Source organism: Gammaproteobacteria bacterium (assembly GCA_029881255.1).
Taxonomy (GTDB): domain Bacteria; phylum Pseudomonadota; class Gammaproteobacteria; order S012-40; family S012-40; genus JAOUMY01.
Genome location: JAOUMY010000012.1, coordinates 19,881 through 40,437, shown reverse-complemented (window position 1 = coordinate 40,437; position 20,557 = coordinate 19,881). Strand labels below are relative to the sequence as shown.

Here is a 20,557-nt window from a genome sequence, read left to right as displayed (position 1 = left end):
CAGTTGACATCAGCCAGGGTTCGGAAGAGTTTGCCGACGCGGCACAGTTCTCGTTTTTCTATACACCGTGAGGTACAACACAGGCAACACGAAGAGCGTCAATAGTGTCGAAGACACGATTCCACCGATTACCACGGTAGCCAGTGGGCGCTGGACTTCAGCGCCGGTACCGACGTTGAGCGCCATCGGTATGAACCCAAGACTGGCAACCAGCGCTGTCATCAACACCGGACGCAGACGTGTTAGCGCACCTTCGTATACAGCTGTCAGTATATCCTGACCCTGCCCTACCAATTCACGAATAAATGACAGCATCACCACGCCATTTAACACCGCAATACCGGACAGAGCGATAAAACCGACGACGGCAGAAATCGACAAGGGCAGATCACGCAAAGCTAACGCCGCCACGCCTCCTGTGAGTGCTAGTGGAACGCCACTAAATACCAACAAGGCATCTTTTATCGATGCGAAGGCCATGAATAGCAGCCCCAAAATAATTAGCAAGGTCAGCGGCACCACAACCGCAAAACGTTGCGAGGCTGAAATCAACTGTTCAAACGTTCCGCCGTATTCGAGCCAATAGCCCGCGGGTATCGACACATCACTGGCAACGGCCGACTGGACCTCCTGCACGAAACCGCCGAGATCACGGCCGCGCACATTGGCCGTTACCACGATACGACGTTTCCCATTTTCACGACTGATTTGATTGGGACCGAGTATGACCTCGATATTTGCCACTTCCCGCAGCGGAATATGATGGGGAAGATCGCGGATCAACCCTGTGTTGTCTGCATCGACAACGCGTTCGCTTCCCTTCCCCGGTAAAGGAATCGGTAGGCGCGACAGTGTTTCTATATCCTGACGCAACGATTCGGGCAAGCGCACCACCAGATCGAAACGCCTGTCCCCTTCAAACACCTGGCCGACGGTTTCACCACCGACAGCCAGTTGTAAACTTTGCTGCACGGTCTCAATATCAATTCCATACAGAGCCAAACGTCGACGTATCGGCACAACAGACAACAACGGCAAACCATTGAGTTGTTCCACGCGCACATCGGCAGCGCCAGGAATTTTTGCGATGCGGTGTTCAATCTGATCTGCCAGCTCGGTAAGCGTATCCAGATCATCACCATAGACCTTTACCGCCAGGTCTGATCGAACGCCGGAAATCAATTCATTGAAACGCATTTGTATGGGCTGGGTGAATTCGTAATTATTTCCCGGCACACTGCGGGCAACGGCTTCCAGTTCCTCGACCAGGTGCGCCTTACTTTTGCGCGGGTCCGGCCATTGCTCACGCGGCTTCATCATAACGAAAGTATCGGCCACGTGTGGTGGCATCGGATCTGTGGCCACCTCTGCGGTACCAATCTTGGTAAAGATGTGAGAGACCTCGGGTAGGCGTTGCAATTCTGATTCTAGAACGCCCTGCATCGCTATCGCCTGCTCAAGACTTGTGCCTGGAATACGTAAAGCATGTAAGGCAACATCACCTTCGTCGAGACTTGGCACAAACTCACTACCCATACGAGTGACCTGTAAAGTTGATAAGACCACCAGTATCACGGCGAAGATGATTACCCATGATTGACGCGTCATCGCCCATCGCAAACCCCGCTGATAGAGAACGCGCGTCGTGTGCATAATACGATTTTCTTTTTCGTCAACTCGGCCACTGACAAACAATGCCACCGCTGCGGGTACAGCCGTTAACGAAAGCAGCAGTGCTGCGCTCAAGGCCATCACCACGGTCAAGGCCATCGGATGAAACATCTTGCCCTCGACACCGCTCAGCGCAAATATCGGCAGGTATACAATCAAGATAATCATTACACCGAACACACTGGGACGAATCACCTCGACTGTCGCCTTGCGTACAATTTGTAATCGCGTGGCCAGATCGGGTCTACTAGCGTAAGTCTTGCTAAATGCGGCGAGATGACGCAGACAATTTTCAACAATAATCACAGCGCCATCGACTATCAAACCAAAATCCAACGCACCCAGGCTCATCAAATTACCGGATACACGACTTTGCACCATGCCGCTTATCGTCATCAGCATTGCTACGGGTATCACAGTCGCGGTTACCAGCGCCGCTTTCCAGTTTCCGAGCAATAAAAACAATATCGCAATAACCAGCAGTGCTCCTTCGGCAAGATTCTTTTTGACCGTATCTATGGTTTTATCCACCAGCGTGGTTCGGTCATATAAAGGCGTTAACTCGACGCCTTTGGGAAGAGACGCTTTTATCTTTTCCAGTTTTTGCGCTGCTGCACGCGACACTTCACGACTGTTTTCGCCCATGAGCATAAACACCGTGCCGAGCACGACTTCTTTGCCGTCCTGTGTTGCTGCGCCCGTGCGTAACTCGCTCCCGGGCTTTACTTCGGCGACACTGCCCAAACGTATCGGCACGCCATCACGTTTTGCGATCACGATTGATTCGATATCCTCGATACGTGTTAATTGTCCCGGTGAACGCACCAGATACTGCGCGCCAAACCGCTCGATATAACCGGCACCGACGTTTTGATTATTGCGCGACAGGGCGCCAACGATATCGCGCAGATTGAGATCATTGGCTAACATGCGTTGTGGATTAGGTAAAACATGATATTGTTTGACGTACCCACCTATCGTGTTTACCTCGACAACACCCGGAGTCTGCCGCAACTGTGGACGCACTATCCAGTCCTGTACAGTGCGTAAAAACATGGGGTCATGTTCTGCTTGTGCATCGGATGACACGGTATACATAAATATTTCGCCCAGACCGGTGGCGATCGGACCCATCGATGGTTCCAGTCCTGCGGGCAGGCGGTCGCGCACTTCGGTGAGTCGCTCATTAATCAATTGACGGGACAAATAGATATCCGTCCCGTCTTTGAAAACAACTGTCACCTGCGACAAACCATAACGCGATATCGAGCGCGTATAGTCAAGGTTTGGCAAACCCGCCATCGCCGACTCAATCGGAAACGTGATACGTTGCTCTGATTCCAGCGGCGAATACCCAGGTGCTTCTGTATTGATCTGTACCTGTACGTTGGTAATATCGGGAACCGCGTCTATGGGTAAGTGTTGATACTGAAACAACCCAAACACACTGACAGCGACGACGAGCACCAGTACCAGCCCTCGGTGCGCAAGGGAAAACCCAATTATTTTTTCTATCATATGCGGGAACCTCGCAGCTTAGTGATCATGACTGGCACCTGACTTCTCAATGTCGGCCTTGATCAAATAACTATTTGCGCTGACGTATTGCGTACCCGGCTTTAGCCCCTCGAGAACTTCAATCCACTGCGTATCTGCACGTCCCAGCTCAAGCATACGCACTTCATAGAAATCGCCTACACGAGCGAATACAACATCGAAATCACGAAAGCGCTGTATCGCCGACTTTTGCACCACAAGAGGCGACTTATGTTGCGCGACAACTAACTCGGCACTGACAAACTGCCCCGGACGAAACCGTTGTTTGCGATTTGAAATCACCACTCGCGCCTGTATGCTTTGACTGGCATGGGCAAGCATCGGAGACAACCAGCTAATCTTGCCCTCGGCAAGCTCTCCACTAAGAGACGAAACGCTGACCTTCTGTCCGACCGCTACACGCGCAAGGTCTTTTTCAAACACATCGAGTTCTATCCAGACACTGGAAAGATCGACAATAGTGAAAAGGTTCTCCTGATTGACAGACTCGCCCAACTGGATATCACGGCCGATGATTACACCGCCGACTGGTGCATTGACGATATACTCCTGCAGACTATCATTGCTTTGTATCTCCGCCAGCCTGTCACCGCGTTTAACCCGATCGCCGATTTGTCGAAATACTTTTTTCACCACGCCGGGAAAGCGCGCGCGTGCAAAAGACAGCTTATCAGGGTCCACCTGCACCCTACCGCTCAATGCTATGGTTTCCGAAATCACGCCAGCAGATGCGATCGACGTAACAATACCGGATTTTGCCGCCATCTCCGCCGCGATCTGCACGCGACCCTCATAGTTTTCATAGTCCCACTTCATCGCCTGACCGTTAAATACGGCGTTAACGCTGACGTCGAAAGAATGAGGTTCGGTGACAACACTGTCGCCGCGAAGAAAATCCTGTACGGCACTAAAGTGGTGAGTGTCACGCTGTCCATCCAGGCGCACGAGAACAATTTCCAGCGCAATCTTTTGCGGCGCCAGCGGTTTCCCGTGTTCATAGGCGTAAACGCGAAACTCCGGCGCAACGCCCTGCTCGTATATGGTGATTTCCAGGGAAAAGTCTCCCTGTTCAAGCAACCGGCCGCGATGAGGTCCACGTTCGAAGTCCTCTTCTGCCCCTGCCCCATGATGCCCATGAGTACTAACATCTTCGTGATCGCTTTGACATCCTGCGAAAGAGAGAAAAACAAACACGAAAAATACAAATGGAAAAATATTTTTTGGAATCATAGCTGTTCTCCCCGGAAGAACGAACGCCCCATTAATTGTTCAATGTCAATCTTTAGAAGTTGATATGCTGTCGCCGCGACAAGCCTCTCTTCCCGCGCTTCGACCAGCGCCTGTTGCGCGAAGATTAGCTCTTTGAGTGAATAACGCCCTTGCACGTAAAAACGCTCCACTTCTGCAAGCACGTTTTCGCTTTCAACCAGTATGTGTTGATTTAAGGTATCGAATTCCACTTTTGTCTGTTTTTGCTCCATCCAGAGTTGGTAGAGACGAAACTTTAAGTCTTGTTGCAACTGCAGCGTGTTTAGTTCCTCGCTTTGCAGTAACAGCTGTTGCTCACGCTCTGCTGGTTTCGCCCTGGCACCGCTTCCGATAGGCATACTCAGCGACAGATTCAACGCACCGGAGTGACTATCTCGCAAATAGCGTATACCCGCCGCCAACTCGACATCTGGCACACGTTTTCCGCGTTCCAATTTTCCACGCGCCCTAATTACTGCCGCCTCCAGTAATCGCTTTTTCACTATTGGACTGTTTTTTAACTCCTCGATGAGCTCTTCATACGTACCGTGCATGGCAAGAGCAAACAAATCACCGGAAACCACGTCAAACTTCGCTTCCGTATCGCCCCACAAAGCAGCCAGTCTGGTTCGAGAAATAGCCAGGTTTTGTTCTGCTTGTAAAAGATCCAGCCTGGCGCGCGACTGCATGATGTTGATCTGATGTTGTTCCGCGCTACTGGTCTTTCCTGCCTTTATCCTTTGATCCACTACCTTGGCAACACGCATAGCCAACACGCGTTTCTCAATTGCAATCCCTACACGTTGTTGATCAGACAACACTTGCACGAATCTCCGCGCTACCTCAGCGTACAGTTCCGCACCGACACGATGCTGTTCATTCATTTGCAAGGCATTGCGTTCACTGGCCAAAGCCTTACGTTGCAGCGCCTTATCACCCAACTCCAACACTTTGCCCACACTCAAGGTGATCTCGCCATGTTGCCTAAAGGCGTAATCACCCTGTTCTCCCAGATTCTCTACTTCCACCTTTACATAAGGTAAGGGAGTCATGACTGCCTGTCTCTCGACTAGTACGGTAGCTTCTTGTGCAAAGACTCTGGATGGAAAATATGGATGAGAATTTTCGACCAGGTCATAAGCCTGGTTCAGGTCCAGGCGCTGAACGACAGCCTCATCATCTGCATATAACCCGGCACTTGCCATAATCAATAGACAAAGCAATACGAAACGCATAGATGCGCCCTCTGTATTTCAGAAAAGTCGATTCGACACCGTGCGCACTTGCTTGCACAACCGAATGCCCGATATAAAACAAAAAGTGAAACGGATTAGCGAGGAGGTGCGCGTAGCGCGTGAAACTTCAGGTAGATGGGTTCGTCAATATATAAGATCAGACGATTACGAGGAAATACGCCCAAAAGCAGGCGCACAAACAAGCTCACAAATAACATCAGGCCCAGGCAAAACCAGACTAATTCCAGTTGATTACCTGACTTGAATTTGAACTTGACGATTGCATTCTGCTCAATCTCGAAATCGAGATCGCTATGCTGTTCCTGTATATTTTGCGGACTAAAATCCATGTCCTCTTCCACGACACTGGCGAGATGAATTTTACTGACTTCGCCATGATCGTGATGATGTTCATCCAACTCGACGTGACTATGTGCGTGTAAGCCGAAAATCCGCCCGAGCAAGATCAGCACAATCAATGCGCACACGAGTGGATGACGAGTTATCGCGAATGTTGTCATTGTGATATCTGAAAAAAGGAAATTGTAGAATCGTTTTTTTAATTAGGAACTACCTTAGCACGCACCTCGAGTGATGACAAGTCTGTCCCCGAATTTGTTATTCACGCTTTTCACCAGACCTTGCGTCGGGTGAGACATCACCGTCCCTGGCAATCGTCATCAATTTTTAATTACTAAACCTTATGCCTTACCCATAAATGCGATGGAATAAACACTCAATGCCAGTGAGGCAATACCGACTGTCATTTCTATCATTGGTATCATGCTGCTCGAGGCGCCAGTATTTCCAGCCGCGACTTTTTTCGCCGGTGCGCGTGTGCGCTTTTTAGGCGTAGGTCTGATCATATACACCAGGGCACCAAAGAAGCGTTCGATTGGTCCACGGGAATACGGCAGGTGTGCGCCGCCAACGATCACAACGAAAAAAAACAATGCGTTTAATATGCTTGGCGCCTGGGCCCAGAAATAAGTCTTATATAGGAAATATAGCGCACCTGTTGATGCAACTGCTGCCAGGAACGTCACGACCAGTGGCTGCGAAGTCTCCAGTATGCGTAACAATAATCCTATTAGAACCGGTAGACCCAAGAGTATCACTGCCCAGTGCGTATAGGCCCCACCCAACTTATATATCAACAGGGTTTGCTGCAAGCCTGCGCTTACCCCCACCATTAACAACACGAAAATCACAAACGGTAAAACTGTATAACGAAATAATTCAGAACCCATATTATTTACCCCCGTAGGCCTTCATTCTCTGTGCGAGTCCCGGAAGCGAACTCCCGGTCTTGAAATCCTTTCTAATATCGGCATTATTCCAGAAATGTTTAGAATTCCTTTAATAGTCAATGCGTTCGAAGACGTATTTCAAAGCTATTGAGATAGGGAGGAGGTGTGCAAACCTTTCTATGTTGGAGTGTTTTTTCCGGGAATTTCGGGTAATCAACGTCTACGCCGGAGTGTCTACATTTGGCGAAACAGATGGGAATAGGCACGGCTAGATTTGAGCGTATCTTTACAACCACGTAGTTGGATTTTGTAACTGCCATCGATCGTTCGTCGGGCATTTTCGACGAAGTGAACATTGAGAATGATTCCACGATGTATGCGCCAAAACTGTTGCGTATCGAGTTGCTGTTCGAGTTCCTTTAATGAAAGTCGAATCAAGTAGGCACTTTGAGCAGTCTTCACTGTGGTGTATTTGTCGCCAGCCTGAAAATAGACGATATCGTTGACGTTGATAAGAGAAATATCTTCACCCTTGGCCGCGCGTATCCACTGTAAAGGAGCCGATGTACTTTCCTTCTTTCCAAGTTGCTCAAACAGACTTTGTAATTCGAATTGGCTAACTCTTGGCCTTCCCAGATGTTTTAATCGGCTAATGGTTTCTAACAATCGATCTTCAGTATAGGGCTTGAGTAGAAAATCAACCGCGTGTTGTTCAAATGCCTTGACCGCATATTGATCATAGGCAGTAACAAACACCAAATGGCAGTCTTCTGGTAATTTTTCCGCGACCTGTATTCCTGTCATGCCAGGCATTTGTATATCCAGAAACACAGCATCAGGTCGATGTGTTTCAATAGCCTTCAAAGCACTTACGCCATCGGCTGCCTCTATGATCTCATCAAGCTCGGCCCAATGCTTCATAATGCCACGCACAAGATTGCGACGTAACTCCGGTTCATCATCGGCAACGACTATACTTTTCATTTAGAGCCCTGCTTGCTATCACCCAGCGGTATATTGATTGTTGCAGTCACGCCGCCTCCCGATGTTTCACCCAAATGCAAACTGGCCTTCTCTCCATAAAGCGAAGCAAGGCGCTGGCGTATATTACTCAGACCTATCCCCTGAGAAATATTCGTTTCCAGTCCAAGGCCAGTGTCAATCACTTGAATGATTAGTTTATTGTCGGCGCCTGGTTCAACCACGATGTCTACCCTTCCCCCTTCGATACGTGGTTCCAGACCATGCTTGACTGCATTTTCCACCAGGGGTTGTATGAGTAACGGAGGGAACGAAATATGTTCTACAGATTGTGCTGCCCGGATAGAAAACTTCAAACGATCTCGCATGCGTAATTGTAAAATCGAAAGATAGTTTTCGACAATATCCAGCTCTTCACACAAACTGGTATTACCGTCGCGGGTGCGATCCAGAGAAATACGCAAGTATCGATTAAGATGATCCAACATCGTTTTGGCCGTCTCGACATCATGCTCCATGAGGCTGCGTATATTGGCCAGTGTATTAAACAGAAAATGCGGCTCGATCTGGGCCTGTACCAATTTCAATTGCGCTTCGGTCAAGTCACGGTCTTTTTGCAGCACCTGCAACGCTTCCTGTCGGGCACGATTCTCTGCGTCAGCAAGGCTCAGACGACTATGAAAAAAATAGGTAATCGCGCCACCAAACAACAATCCCAGGAAAATGGGTGTTGGCAAAAAATTCCGAGAACCGGGATTATCCCAAATACCGGTAACGACGAAAATTTCCTCCGCGAGTGAAGAACCCAATATGGCGCCTATGACGATTGTTAATAGTGTGACGACTATATATCGAACACCGCTGCCACTCAATCCACTGACGTAAGCCGTATAAGACAAACCAAATATGCTTAACCCTATACTTTGAGAATAAATGATATTGATACTGAATTCGCCGCCCATCGCTGTCAATATCAGCGCAACGACTATATTGAACACTATCGCCAGACTCAATTGTTTGACGAATGTGGTAACAGAACGTTTTTTGATTGTTTTTCCCATGTCGCTATTACAAGCTTGCTAATGACAGCTGAGTTCCGGCGATTATTACCCAGGACATCGGCGACTGAGCCCACGCAGAATCTGAATATCCTCCATGCAATCGCAAATGACTGAACAATGTCCAGACAGGCGCTATCCGATATCGCAAATTCAGGCGTGCTAGCAATCCACCGTCCTCTGGAGTAAACAGAATATCAAGTGAAGGATCGAGTTTATCATCGCTATAACTTAGGCGTAAAAACAAATTGTACCTGGCAACTGCCGGTTGAGCATACATCGTCGTATTCCAGTTGATATTGCCGTACACAGCCTCCGCTGGAATTCCAACATCGAGCATTGCGCCCTGTTGCTCACTCAGATCCATAATCCGCTGCCAATCATTCCTTCCATAGCCAAGTGCGTTAAACCATGCCTCAAAAAGCAGACTTAGTCCGTTATTAGCAGTCACCGTTCCACCAAGTAGAAACTGCTTGCCGTGACGGTCCTCCTCATATGTGTATGGGTAAGTCATTTCAACAAGGCTAGCATCTTGTCTGCGTAACAGACGCGTGTAGTGTGAAAGATAGGCAATGGCGCCATGTAACTCCAGATTTGCACCAGCTACGCTTGAGAAACCTACGCCTAACTGGTAGTGACGAGTATTTTCTATTCGTGATACCAGATACCAATCAGCATTCCCCGAGTTCATATACAACTGTGAAGCCAGGCTCCATCCTCTATAACGCCACTCTTTAGAAGAATATTCAATATCAGGCAGGTAATACATGCTCAAACTGCGGCTATCCCAAATTTTTTGCAGTGATGCCTGTAATATGCCTTCGATGTCAGTCTGTACATCTTGCAGACGGACTTCTCGTTGTAAAATATCAAGTGGCCGAAAGGCATATGACACACCCCAACTGCTCACTTTCTTGCCTACGCTTCCCTCCAGCCCGGCAGTCGAAAAATCATAACTGGCTTCTTTAAGTCGATTTCTCTGCGAGAATGTTTCACCTTCGTCCTGATGCCTGACATCCGCCGCGCCACTAACGCGCCATCCTCGATGTTCATAGGCCAGTGTCAGTTCGTGACTGACGCTTTCCTCTGGAAAGACGCGAAAATCTTCCGGAACAACAAATACACCGGATTCAGACAACGACTGATGGCTATAATAGCTCGTCACTCGTCCCGTCACTTGCGCGTGTGACACATTGACAAGCGTTGTAACAACAGTGAGTGAAATGAATATATATTTATACACTTTATTAGTCATCACTCAATCGTGGTACGCGCCAGATACTGGGAATTGAAATAATTATCGCTAAATGCCATCTCTGACATAGCGTGATAATTGACCAGGGTGTAGCGATTATCCTTGATCTTATCAACCAGTTTCATACGCGTGACTTGCATTCGACCATTCAACTTATCAAGATAATAATAGGCCTCCTTGGCGAGTTTCCCGGATTTGAGATACAGTTTGGCAAAGACAGGGGCATAGCCTTTCTGATCGACATAGAGTTCAATGCGCTCATATGTGACACCCTTACGGCTTGCCGCCAATTCCAGCAAAATACATTGCCTTCCCTCCACATCGACCGCAGCAGAAGCCAAAGTCCCCGTGTAATCCTCTGACCAGGTCATATTGGCAATATCGCCGGTCGATGCCTCACCGAGCAATTTTTGCATTGGGGTAATGCGTATCGCGCGTCTTGACTGTGGCATAAACAGATAGAAATTATCGCCGTTGAGCAAAATTTTTTGTCCTATCTGATCAGGCGTTTTGAATACTACCAGCGAACGCCTCCCAGGTTTGATGTACACGCGATACTGCCGCTTCTTGTCAAACTGTTCGTTTTCATACGTATCAATATCAAGATCGACACGAATCGACTCCGCGGTCTGACGATAACTGTCCGCCTGTTTGAGGATATCGTCGACGTCCTGCGCCTGAACATTCATCCCACACAACACCAGAACGGTGCTCAATCCCAACCATCTAAACATGTGCAAGCGCCTCCACTATCGGTCTGCGCACACCTTTGCGTGCAGCGAAAAATGCTCCAACTGCGGTAACAATAATCATTACCAATGCCGTTTCGAGATATAGCGATGGGGAGAACGCGATGCTAAGTGGATAACCCTCAGTCATACCCGGGGGAGGAGGCATCATGATATTGGCAAATTGCAGATACAGCGTTAACGCGCCGGCAATGACCACGCCAATAAATGCGCCAATCAATCCGATAAGTACCGACTCCAGCAGAAAGTTCGTCAACATTTCCCTGGGATAGGTACCTAAAGCTGCCATCGTACCAATTTCTCGCGTACGCTCCATTACCGTCATCGAGATGGTATTGATGACGGACAACAACACCACAATAACGATAACAACGCCGACGATACTGAAAATGCGATCATACAGATTCTTCACCTTGTGATAGAAAAACGCCATGTCGTTCCAGTTGCGTGTTGCTAGATGAGAATACTCCTTCTGTAACTGCTCCTGAAAATTATAGGTATCCGTTGTTTCTCGCAAGTACACGGCGAGCTTTGAGACTCGTTGGCTATCAATAAGGGCCTGAGCAGTTTCAAGCGTCACCATCACCTTGCGTTTATCCAGTTCGGGAATGCCTGTGCCGAAAATACCGGACACTTCCACATCAATTCCGTTGAGTACGCCACCAGCTGTTGTCGATAGCAATGTCAGTGTACTGCCGACCTCCGCCTTTAACTGCCTGGCCAACTCGCTGGCGAGCATAATCTGTGGAGTGCCTTGATGCTCCGGGTTGAGCACATCGCCGCTTGACACATTCATGAACGGACCCGTTACAGTGAACTCATAGCGGGCATCCACTCCATCTGCGATAAAGATGCTGGATTTATCGCCATTGGATATAAGACCTGAAAACTCAATTCGTGGTAGTACTCGTCGAACTCTGTCCCTGGTTTCAATCTGCTCACGCAACACGCGCCAGTTATCCAGGCCCAGTGACATAGGCGTTTCTTCCTCCACATCGAAATAATCGGCATGGGCAATGATGACATGGCCCTGTTGACGTGCTGAAAATTCCTCAAGCGACTCGTAGGTAAACAGCGCGAAACCACCAAAAAACAATAAGCCACTTACCCCTACGCTGGTAATTCCTATCGTGGTTAGACTTCGGCGGCGATTGCGCCAGATATTCTTCCACGCAAATTTTAGCCAGATCAGTATTGTCATTACTGCAACCTCCCGTCGCGCAAAGTGATACGTCGTGCGCAATGTGACGACATGCGCGCATCATGTGTAGCGATAAGAAAACTGGCCCCGGTCTGTTGTGATAGTTCGCGCATTATGCCAATCACTTCTTCGGCTGTATGTGTATCCAAACTCGCCGTGGGTTCATCGGCTATGACTAGCGTAGGTTGCTTGACCAGTGCGCGGGCAATGGCGACTCTTTGTCTTTGACCACCGGACAATTTGTCTGGCAAGTGACCCGCAAACCCGTCGAGTCCAACGCGCTTCAACATGGCATTGACGCGTTGGCGCCTCTGTCCGCTTGAAACATGTGCAAGTAGTAAGGGATACTCAATATTCTCAAAAGCCGACATCACTGGAACGAGATTGAAAGACTGAAAAATAAATCCGATCTGATTACGCCTTATATCGGCACGGCGCCTATCGGATAACGTCGCCACGGGATTTCCTGACAGAAAAAACTCTCCGCTATCTGCGGTATCCAGCAATCCGCAGATATTCAACAAGGTGCTTTTTCCACTTCCGGACGGGCCTTCAAGCGCGACAAGCTCGCCTTTGTTAACAGAGAGATCGACATCACACAGGGCATCGACCGTTGAATCGCCCAGCTGATAGCGTTTTCGTATATTGCTTAGCGTAATGACATTGGTATTCATTGGATATCTCCACTCAGCAATAATTGAGTCGCCTTGTTGCCCGCCTCGCTCTGAGGCGAGATCGCGGCAGCTTTTTTCAATCGTGTTCTAGCCAATAGCGTCTGATTCTGTTGCACCGCCATATCGGCATAGGACAACCATACCTGCGCCTGAAAATCTTGCGGCGTCTGTGTGAAAGCTGAGTCACTCACAATTTTGTTGAACAATCTTTCCGCCTGCCCGTGGCGATTGAAAAAGCCTGGCATTTGAGAAAATGTGATGGCAGCGATCAATCGAACCGAATGAATATAGTGCACGCCGCGAAAAGTATCTTTCGAGTCTGGTTCGACTTTTTCCAGGGCCTGATCAAGCATATCCAGTCCTTGTTCGGCATAACGCATCTTGTTCCAGGGAGCCCATGCATCTCTCGCTTGCATCGAGGTTAGACTGCCGATTCGCGCCAGGATCATGGGATCTTCCGGGTACCGCTGCTGCAATTCGCGAAAAAATGTTAGCGCAGGATCAACTGCGCTGGCCACGCCATCACTGGCGAGTGAGAATTGAACCATCGCGTCTTTCATGAGCGGTTCGTTCTCCAATATCGTCACTGAAAATGCAGAGGTATTGAGTACCAGCAATCCAAAACCGATAACAATCGTTGTTTTCCAATCCATCGTTTTACTCCTTAGGATGTCTGCAAGGTGTTCAGGGCTGTTCGCGCCGCTTCGGCATATACCGAATGCGGTGAAAGCCGAATGATTTTTTCGTAGATTTCACGCGCCTGGTCCGGGCTTAGGTATATTCGATAGAACTCTGCAAGAGAGAAATACACCGGCATATAGAATCGTTCGTCACGCAATAGCATTTCATATCGCTCATTCTCCTCTGGATTTTCCATCCACTTTCTGAGTAATGCGAAATCCTCACGCCCACGCGCAAACTGTCCAAAAACGCGGGGGATATTTACCAGGGTATTGGCGCGTATCAATCTCACCACCGGATGACTCGGTTCGATGTCTACTGCCCGATTGAGATAGCGTTTTCCTCTCCATACGTAGTAAATACGTATGTAACCAACAGGCGTGAGATTGTTGACTATCCATAGCCCGGGAAAATCTCTCGCCTTCAGGGTATAGGCAGATCCGTAGTAGGCGTTTAATTCAGCCGATCGGCGCACATCCGCAACAAACCGGGGTTCATCCAATAGTGCTTCGAATATCTCAATGGCTTTGTTTGTGGATGGCCTGTCATGTGTATTCAACGCTATTTGATAGTGGGCTTTCGCCTGTTCGTAGCGACTAAATTGGTCCGTAAAGTTTCCAAGTTCCAACAGAATTGCCTCATTCTCTGCCAGCGCATGTTTCACCAACAGGCTATCTGTTTCTCTAACTGAACGAACATCGATTCCTGTACTGGCACAAGAACTGAGCACTAACGACAACATCAAAAGCGGAAATGTAAATGTTAGAGGTTTGCTCATTATTTTTTCTCGCAGTGGGCATGTCGCTACTCTAACGACTCAGGGGCTGGCGACTCAATGGAAATGCGACAGGCGGTAGTATAGCGTCGTGAATGGACAAGAATTGCGACCGAATAGAAAACCAAAGTGTCGTCCCAGGCAAACAAATGAACTGACAAGCTACGGATTTAGAAGAAAATACCACCTTTCTTGGAGTAATACCCTTGTTTAAACAGCGAATTTCCCCCAAAATGCCATTTCAGTACGCCGCGTAGGTATTCGCCCGCTACGTGCACTATCCATAACAATGATAAATGTCATTCAGGGGAAACTAAATGCTGGACTCAGGATCGAGTCTCAACAAACAACTGGAGAGGCAGAGTTACCAGGAAAGCTCTGATTTTCAGCGCCGTATAGGCGTTTCCAGATTGTTATGCCGCGTCATACTGTGGTTTAGTCTGGCGTGGGTGGTTTTCGCGCTCTATTTCAAACTCCCCTTTTTGGCCGCCTGTGCCTTTTTAGTATGTCTTAGCTTCTTAATGGGAAGCTATTTCCACAACCGCCACAAGCACACCGTGGCGCGGCTGACCTGGTTGCTCATATCAACCTTGGCAATCACCGCAGGCGCCCACGACATTGGCCCATCTGGCCATCTTGAACAAATGCTACTTCTGGCATTCACGCTTTCTTTTGTCATCTTTTCGTGGCGCTATGAAAAAATCTATCTACTCTGCTGCGCACTCCTATCTGTTTCCGCGTGGTTTGCTACATGGTTGACAGACCACGGATTGCTCGGTTTCCGCGAAGTCGATGCCGTCATTGCGAATAATTACTTTTATCTCGCGTCCACCATTACGGTGTATGTGATTGTTACTGGCGTTCTGGTTTATTTTGCACGCTTGAGCATCCATTTCGAAGGGGATCTACTCAGAGCCAAGGAAAAGGCAGAGGATGCCAATCATGCAAAATCCCGTTTTCTGGCGAACATGAGTCATGAAATCCGTACACCACTAAATGCCGTCATCGGAATGTCTAATCTTGCCCTCAAGCTTTCGTCAAACCCACAGCAACGCGACTATATCGCGAAAGCGAATAGCTCCGCAGAAAGTCTGCTTGGTGTAATTAATGACATCCTGGATTTCTCAAAGATTGAAGCGGGTAAACTGCAAATCGAATCTATACCATTTAATCTTGACGATGTATTGGAAAATCTCGCGGCAGTCATAGGACTGTCGGCGCAGCGTAAGCGCATCGAATTGATGTTTGATGTTCACCCTGAGGTTAATAAAAACCTCGTAGGTGACCCGCTGCGTTTGGGGCAAATTCTTGTCAACCTCTGTAATAACGCGGTCAAGTTTACCAATGCAAAAGGCGAGATCCTGGTGACCGTGCAGACTGAACAGGAATCTGCAAATGAGGTTTACTTGCGCTTCTCCGTTAAGGATACCGGTATCGGTATGAACCTCGACCAGCAACAGTCTCTATTCAGTTCTTTTCATCAGGCCGACAGTTCCACCACTCGAAACTATGGCGGCACCGGCTTGGGACTGGCAATCACAAAACAACTGACGCATTTAATGCAAGGCAACATCACTGTCGACAGTTTACCCGGTGTTGGCAGTACGTTTCATGCAACGGTTTTACTGAATAAAGACACGAAATCCTCTTCTCGGGAACGGATTCCTTTTAAATCTGTTGGACGCTTACGCATATTGCTCGTCGATGACAATGCGAATGCACGACGGCTCATGGCGAATATGCTAAAGCGCATGGGCTTCGAGGTAAGCCTGGCAGATTCAGGGAAAGATGCCATTACCAAAATGCGGCTGTCTGATTTTCATTCACGATTTGACCTGATCATAATAGACAGGGACATGCCGAATCTCTGTGGTATCGCGACCCTGCAACGGATACGACAGTTACACCAGCGTGACGAAATACCTCCAACGATATTAATGACATCATATGGCGACGTAAATGATGGCGCGGAATTTCATTCTGCGGGCATTTCCACCTGTGTTACCAAGCCCCTAACAACGCCCTCGTTATATACCGCAATTCGAGTCGCCCTGGGACACGATAGCAATAATGTCGTACAAAAATACGCTGGCAAAAACATCGATAAGACCGCCGTGAGCAAACTACGCGGTTGTCATATACTTGTGGTTGAGGACAACGCATTTAACCAGGAGCTTACTCAAAGCCTGTTGCAGGAAAGTGGTATCCGTGTCTCCATTGCCAATAATGGCCAGGAAGCATTGAACATACTTGAAACAGAAAACTTTGACGGAATACTCATGGATTGTCAGATGCCAGTTATGGATGGATATATGACGACACAAAGCATTCGCGCCAATCCAAAACTAAAGCATTTGCCCATTATTGCCTTGACGGCTAACGCCATGTCGGGCGATCGCGAAAAAGCATTGGAGGTGGGAATGAATGATTTCATCAGTAAGCCTATTTCCGTCGATACCATGTGGAAGACGCTCGCCAACTGGGTTAATCCTCAATCAGTCCAGCCGACGCAAGCGATTGTGGATGTGGACAGAGCCACCGCACTTGAACGATTGAACAATGATCGCACACTTTATAAGAAGTTACTGGACATGTTTGTAGCGCAATACGCCCATGTCACTACAGACATCGCCTCGGAAATTGAAAACCGCAATCTCACCAATGCCGAACGACTAGCGCATTCCTTGAAGAGCGCCTCCGCAACTATCGGTGCCACGTCATTGCAAGAGGCCGCCGGTCTCCTCGAATCCAGCTGCAAAGAAGCGGGTGAAAATGTTGACGATCAATTAAACAAGATCCAGGAATTAGTCGGTCAGGTCGTCTCGCAGGCATACCAATTTCGAGAAACGGAAAACGCATAAAATAAGAGGCCACTTTGAAAGTGGCCTCAGTTTTTGAACAGTGATAAGTCGGCTTATATTGCCGGTGTGCTGTTCGGGTCAGCAGGATCACTTCCTGATCGCATTTCCACGCCATCAAAGAAACCATCTTCATCTCTATCCAACGCGATTCGGACGCCATTACCCGGGACCGCACAGGTGTAGGTCAGAGCGCGTCTTTCTGCATTTTGCATCAAGTCTGCAGCCGCGAGGGTACCATCAAATTGACTGCTGGATATAAATTCTCCACCACCAACATAGAAATACCCTCTTGAACCACTCGTCGCAATCAGATCGCACTCGCCCAGGTCTGCACGCTGTTGCATTAATGCAACACGGCTCTTGGCGCTGTCGCTATCGTTTCCTGTCAGAGTGACCTGTTGCCCTACGATGGGAAACAGATTGCTGTCAAACACGAACAGAAACTGTTCCAGATTGCGGCGAATCTGCATGCCTTCTGGAGAAATAGGCAGACTTTCCGGATTACCTGGATCTAAAGGCGTTACCGTACCTGCTGGACGCGGCAAGAATCCCACTATGTTGTGAAAACGAAACGTGGTGTCGACCGATCCATCGTGCATGAATCCGAAACCACGAATCTGATCTCCCATGTGTTGATTCGGATTAAAGAACGGATTTCCCGAGAATGGATCATCAGCCAGAAAATAGCCGCTATTACTCATGCCGAACTTACCCACTTTCTGATACAGATTTCTCAACTGAGGAACCTTGTAAAACTGTGGCTGGAAGGCAAAGGTGTAACTGCCATCGGTACCGAAAAACCCCGGCTTGGAAACACCAAAGGCTTTGTTGGCTTCTCTATCCACGACGTGGCAACCACCGCAATGGAATACCGAATCGGCAATCTTGGTTTCATCGAAGAAGAACTGACGTCCCGCCTCCTGCGCTGTGCTAAGTGAATTGTCCAAAGCACGGATTGGATTAGGTGGATAGGTGATCTGCAAGGCGAAATCCGTAAATGCCTGCATTTGTGCGTTGGTTAACGGTTCACTGCGTCCGATCAAACCGACAAAGGCGCCATTAAACGCTTTATATGCAGCATCTTCGCTGAACGAACCACCATCGGGTTGCTCATTGACAATACCCGGACCACCACCGTGACGATCACCACGCCAGTGCATTGGGCCATGATTTGCCAGACCGCGCAAGCTTTGCGTCGACATTGGTCCTTTCATCGGTTTGAAATTAGGATCAAGTGGCAAACCGAAATCTGCGTGATCAATCTTTAATGGACCAGGGTTGTGCACATCACTACCATCCGGATTACCCAGATCCCAGGCGATAGAATCGAAATCTCCGAATACATGACATCCGGCACATGCCTGATCGCCACTGCCAGAAGTCAAAGAGGCATCATAGAGAAAACGACGGCCTTCAGTAATGCTGGCCGGCTCAGGACTGTACATCGTGATGTGTGACAGCTCTTTACGTTCTCTAAGATCGATAACCGAAATTCCGTCATCGAAGCGTGTCAGCACAAATCCAAAACGTGCATTTTTATCTACAACAATACCGGCCGGACCACCGCCCGTCAGAACAACCTGATCAGCAAGACTCGGCTCGAAACTATTTTTTTCCAGCTTTTCGGTATCGTAAATAGCGATTTTGTTAGATCCGTAACCCGCAACAAAAAGTTGCTTGCCGTCTCTTGAAACGGCCATATCCATCGGAAAGGCCACGCTGCGTGCATTCTCATCATTAGGAATGGACTTGCAACACGCGCTGCGATCGATATGCTTGTTCAGATGTATCGGCGTCACGCCACTATCGAGTACAGTAATACGGCTCTCGACATTATGACCTTGCACGGTGCTACCGCCGCCACCCGGACCTTCAAAACGAATCTGGTTTCTGGCTTCCAGATTGCTCACATACACTTTACCGCTAACCGGATTGACTGCCATATTGAACAATGTCGATCCAACGCCGGCATAATATCCCAACTCACCATTGATCTGGCGTGGCGGGCTTTGTGTTGCATCTATAACGAACACATCTTTATCCGGTAGATTGAATTTAACGTGATCATCCCAGATACGTCCTTTGTCATCCACCCAATGCTGGCCATCAAATTTCACGATCAAGCTGGTGGAAGGCTGGATTTCTCCGGCGGTATTTAGTTCATGTGGTTCAGCAAACCCATCGCCATTCATATCCGCATTGACGACGGCGTTTGGTAGACCGCCGTTCATGGAAACGGTAGTGTCAAAAATTACCGTTGTTTGATTTCCGGTATTGAAACCAGCGACGTATACCTTTTTACCGTCAGGCGAAACAGCTAGTGCTCGTGGCGTATCGGTAAACACCGTAATGATAGTTTCGTACTTCGCCTTAGTCGACCTGCTAGCGGTCTTTGCGTCGAACACCCAAACATCCGCACGTCCAACACCTGGCGTAGTCAGTTGCGGATCGACAGGGGAATTTTGTCCACGGTGCGCTGTGGTAATAAATGCGCGAATATTTTCCGTACCCGCAAATACGATATCGCGTGGCTCATCGCCAACATTCAACGTTCGCGTGACGCGAGGTCTTTCTTTGTCAGAAACATCCACAATGCTGACGCTATCGGAAAGGTGATTAACAACCCAGACCTCGTCATCGTTTCTTACCGCAACTGCAACTGGCTCGATACCTACACGCACCGATCCCTTGTGTTTGAGCTTTTTATAATCGACTTCGAATATCTCCAGACGATTATCTGGCGTGTTCAAAGCATACAGAGTGCCCCCATCTTCGGACAAGACTATGGGACGTACCTGACCGGATTCAAAAAGCGTATAAGACTCGGCGTGTACGGTCGAGAATAGTGAAAAAACCGTCAACGCTAAACCCAAAAATAGCAGCCGGCATCCTGGCGTAAAACCGGATACCCTATTTTTCATTTTTGTAAATGATCGAGTAATTATTTTCATCAGAATTTTCCTACTTCCTATTTCAGTCATCACACAGCTGTTACTTATTTTCAAAACAGATAACTGAATACTGCATCCAGCAGAGTCCCTCATTTTTTATCACGCAACAAGAAACTCCCGCCCCCATACAAATCCTCTTTAATTTCGAATTCCTCCCGTCGCTTTCCAAATCATGATTGCCAAAAAAGGAAACATATTACTTCATATTATTTTTATAAACTACTGGATGGTCACGATTAATAGCTATACACAAATGCCTCACACCCAGCTATTACATTGTTTTATTTAAGTATTTTCCAGATTTTCGATTTTCTGGTTTGCCACTTTGTTAATACAAGAAAAGTAAATTGCTCAGTTGACTCTCAGCTTGAGCTTCAACTAATCTTTAAAGCAATCAAAAAAATAATCTT

At 48.2% G+C, this 20,557-nt stretch carries 15 protein-coding genes; 1 reads left to right on the top strand and 14 read right to left on the bottom strand.

Annotation, left to right across the window (positions count from 1 at the left end):
- Positions 1 to 9 precede the first annotated feature (9 nt).
- From OEZ43_17970 to OEZ43_17910, 13 genes are all read right to left on the bottom strand, one after another.
- Positions 10 to 3,189 (bottom strand): CusA/CzcA family heavy metal efflux RND transporter, encoded by a 3,180-nt coding sequence (locus tag OEZ43_17970; GenBank protein MDH5547471.1) that lies wholly within the window; start codon positions 3,187 to 3,189, stop codon positions 10 to 12.
- Between the two features lie 18 nt (positions 3,190 to 3,207).
- Positions 3,208 to 4,458, bottom strand: coding sequence for an efflux RND transporter periplasmic adaptor subunit (locus OEZ43_17965; GenBank protein ID MDH5547470.1), 1,251 nt, complete (start codon positions 4,456 to 4,458; stop codon positions 3,208 to 3,210).
- Entirely contained in the window at positions 4,455 to 5,711 is a 1,257-nt protein-coding gene (locus tag OEZ43_17960) for a TolC family protein (protein MDH5547469.1), read from the bottom strand. The genes OEZ43_17965 and OEZ43_17960 overlap by 4 nt, the downstream gene beginning before the upstream one ends.
- Positions 5,712 to 5,806: 95 nt before the next feature.
- Entirely contained in the window at positions 5,807 to 6,232 is a 426-nt protein-coding gene (locus OEZ43_17955; protein MDH5547468.1) for a hypothetical protein, read from the bottom strand.
- Positions 6,233 to 6,412: 180 nt separating this feature from the next.
- Positions 6,413 to 6,961: a hypothetical protein gene (locus OEZ43_17950; protein ID MDH5547467.1), complete on the bottom strand. Its 549-nt coding sequence runs from the start codon at positions 6,959 to 6,961 to the stop codon at positions 6,413 to 6,415.
- A 234-nt stretch (positions 6,962 to 7,195) separates the two neighbouring features.
- Positions 7,196 to 7,945 (bottom strand): LytTR family DNA-binding domain-containing protein, encoded by a 750-nt coding sequence (locus OEZ43_17945; GenBank protein ID MDH5547466.1) that lies wholly within the window; start codon positions 7,943 to 7,945, stop codon positions 7,196 to 7,198.
- Positions 7,942 to 9,003 (bottom strand): histidine kinase, encoded by a 1,062-nt coding sequence (locus OEZ43_17940; protein ID MDH5547465.1) that lies wholly within the window; start codon positions 9,001 to 9,003, stop codon positions 7,942 to 7,944. Before OEZ43_17940 ends, OEZ43_17945 begins: the two co-directional genes overlap by 4 nt.
- Before the next feature lie 7 nt (positions 9,004 to 9,010).
- Positions 9,011 to 10,255, bottom strand: coding sequence for a hypothetical protein (locus OEZ43_17935; GenBank protein MDH5547464.1), 1,245 nt, complete (start codon positions 10,253 to 10,255; stop codon positions 9,011 to 9,013).
- Positions 10,255 to 10,989, bottom strand: coding sequence for an outer membrane lipoprotein-sorting protein (locus OEZ43_17930; protein MDH5547463.1), 735 nt, complete (start codon positions 10,987 to 10,989; stop codon positions 10,255 to 10,257). Before OEZ43_17930 ends, OEZ43_17935 begins: the two co-directional genes overlap by 1 nt.
- On the bottom strand, positions 10,982 to 12,205 hold the full coding sequence (locus tag OEZ43_17925) for an FtsX-like permease family protein (GenBank protein ID MDH5547462.1): 1,224 nt from the start codon (positions 12,203 to 12,205) through the stop codon (positions 10,982 to 10,984). The genes OEZ43_17930 and OEZ43_17925 overlap by 8 nt, the downstream gene beginning before the upstream one ends.
- The gene (locus OEZ43_17920; protein MDH5547461.1) at positions 12,205 to 12,879 is read right to left on the bottom strand and encodes an ABC transporter ATP-binding protein; all 675 of its coding nucleotides are present in this window, start codon (positions 12,877 to 12,879) and stop codon (positions 12,205 to 12,207) included. Before OEZ43_17920 ends, OEZ43_17925 begins: the two co-directional genes overlap by 1 nt.
- On the bottom strand, positions 12,876 to 13,532 hold the full coding sequence (locus tag OEZ43_17915) for a hypothetical protein (protein ID MDH5547460.1): 657 nt from the start codon (positions 13,530 to 13,532) through the stop codon (positions 12,876 to 12,878). Before OEZ43_17915 ends, OEZ43_17920 begins: the two co-directional genes overlap by 4 nt.
- Before the next feature lie 11 nt (positions 13,533 to 13,543).
- Complete coding sequence (locus OEZ43_17910; GenBank protein ID MDH5547459.1) at positions 13,544 to 14,338, bottom strand: hypothetical protein; 795 nt, start codon at positions 14,336 to 14,338, stop codon at positions 13,544 to 13,546.
- Positions 14,339 to 14,652: 314 nt separating this feature from the next.
- Here OEZ43_17910 and OEZ43_17905 point away from each other — a divergent pair, with 314 nt between their 5' ends.
- A complete protein-coding gene (locus tag OEZ43_17905) occupies positions 14,653 to 17,196 on the top strand; it encodes a response regulator (protein MDH5547458.1) in 2,544 nt (847 codons plus the stop codon).
- Between the two features lie 53 nt (positions 17,197 to 17,249).
- Here the strand turns inward: OEZ43_17905 and OEZ43_17900 are convergent, their stop codons facing one another.
- Positions 17,250 to 20,147, bottom strand: a complete 2,898-nt coding sequence (locus OEZ43_17900) for a beta-propeller fold lactonase family protein (protein ID MDH5547457.1) — start codon at positions 20,145 to 20,147, stop codon at positions 17,250 to 17,252.
- Positions 20,148 to 20,557: the final 410 nt, after the last annotated feature.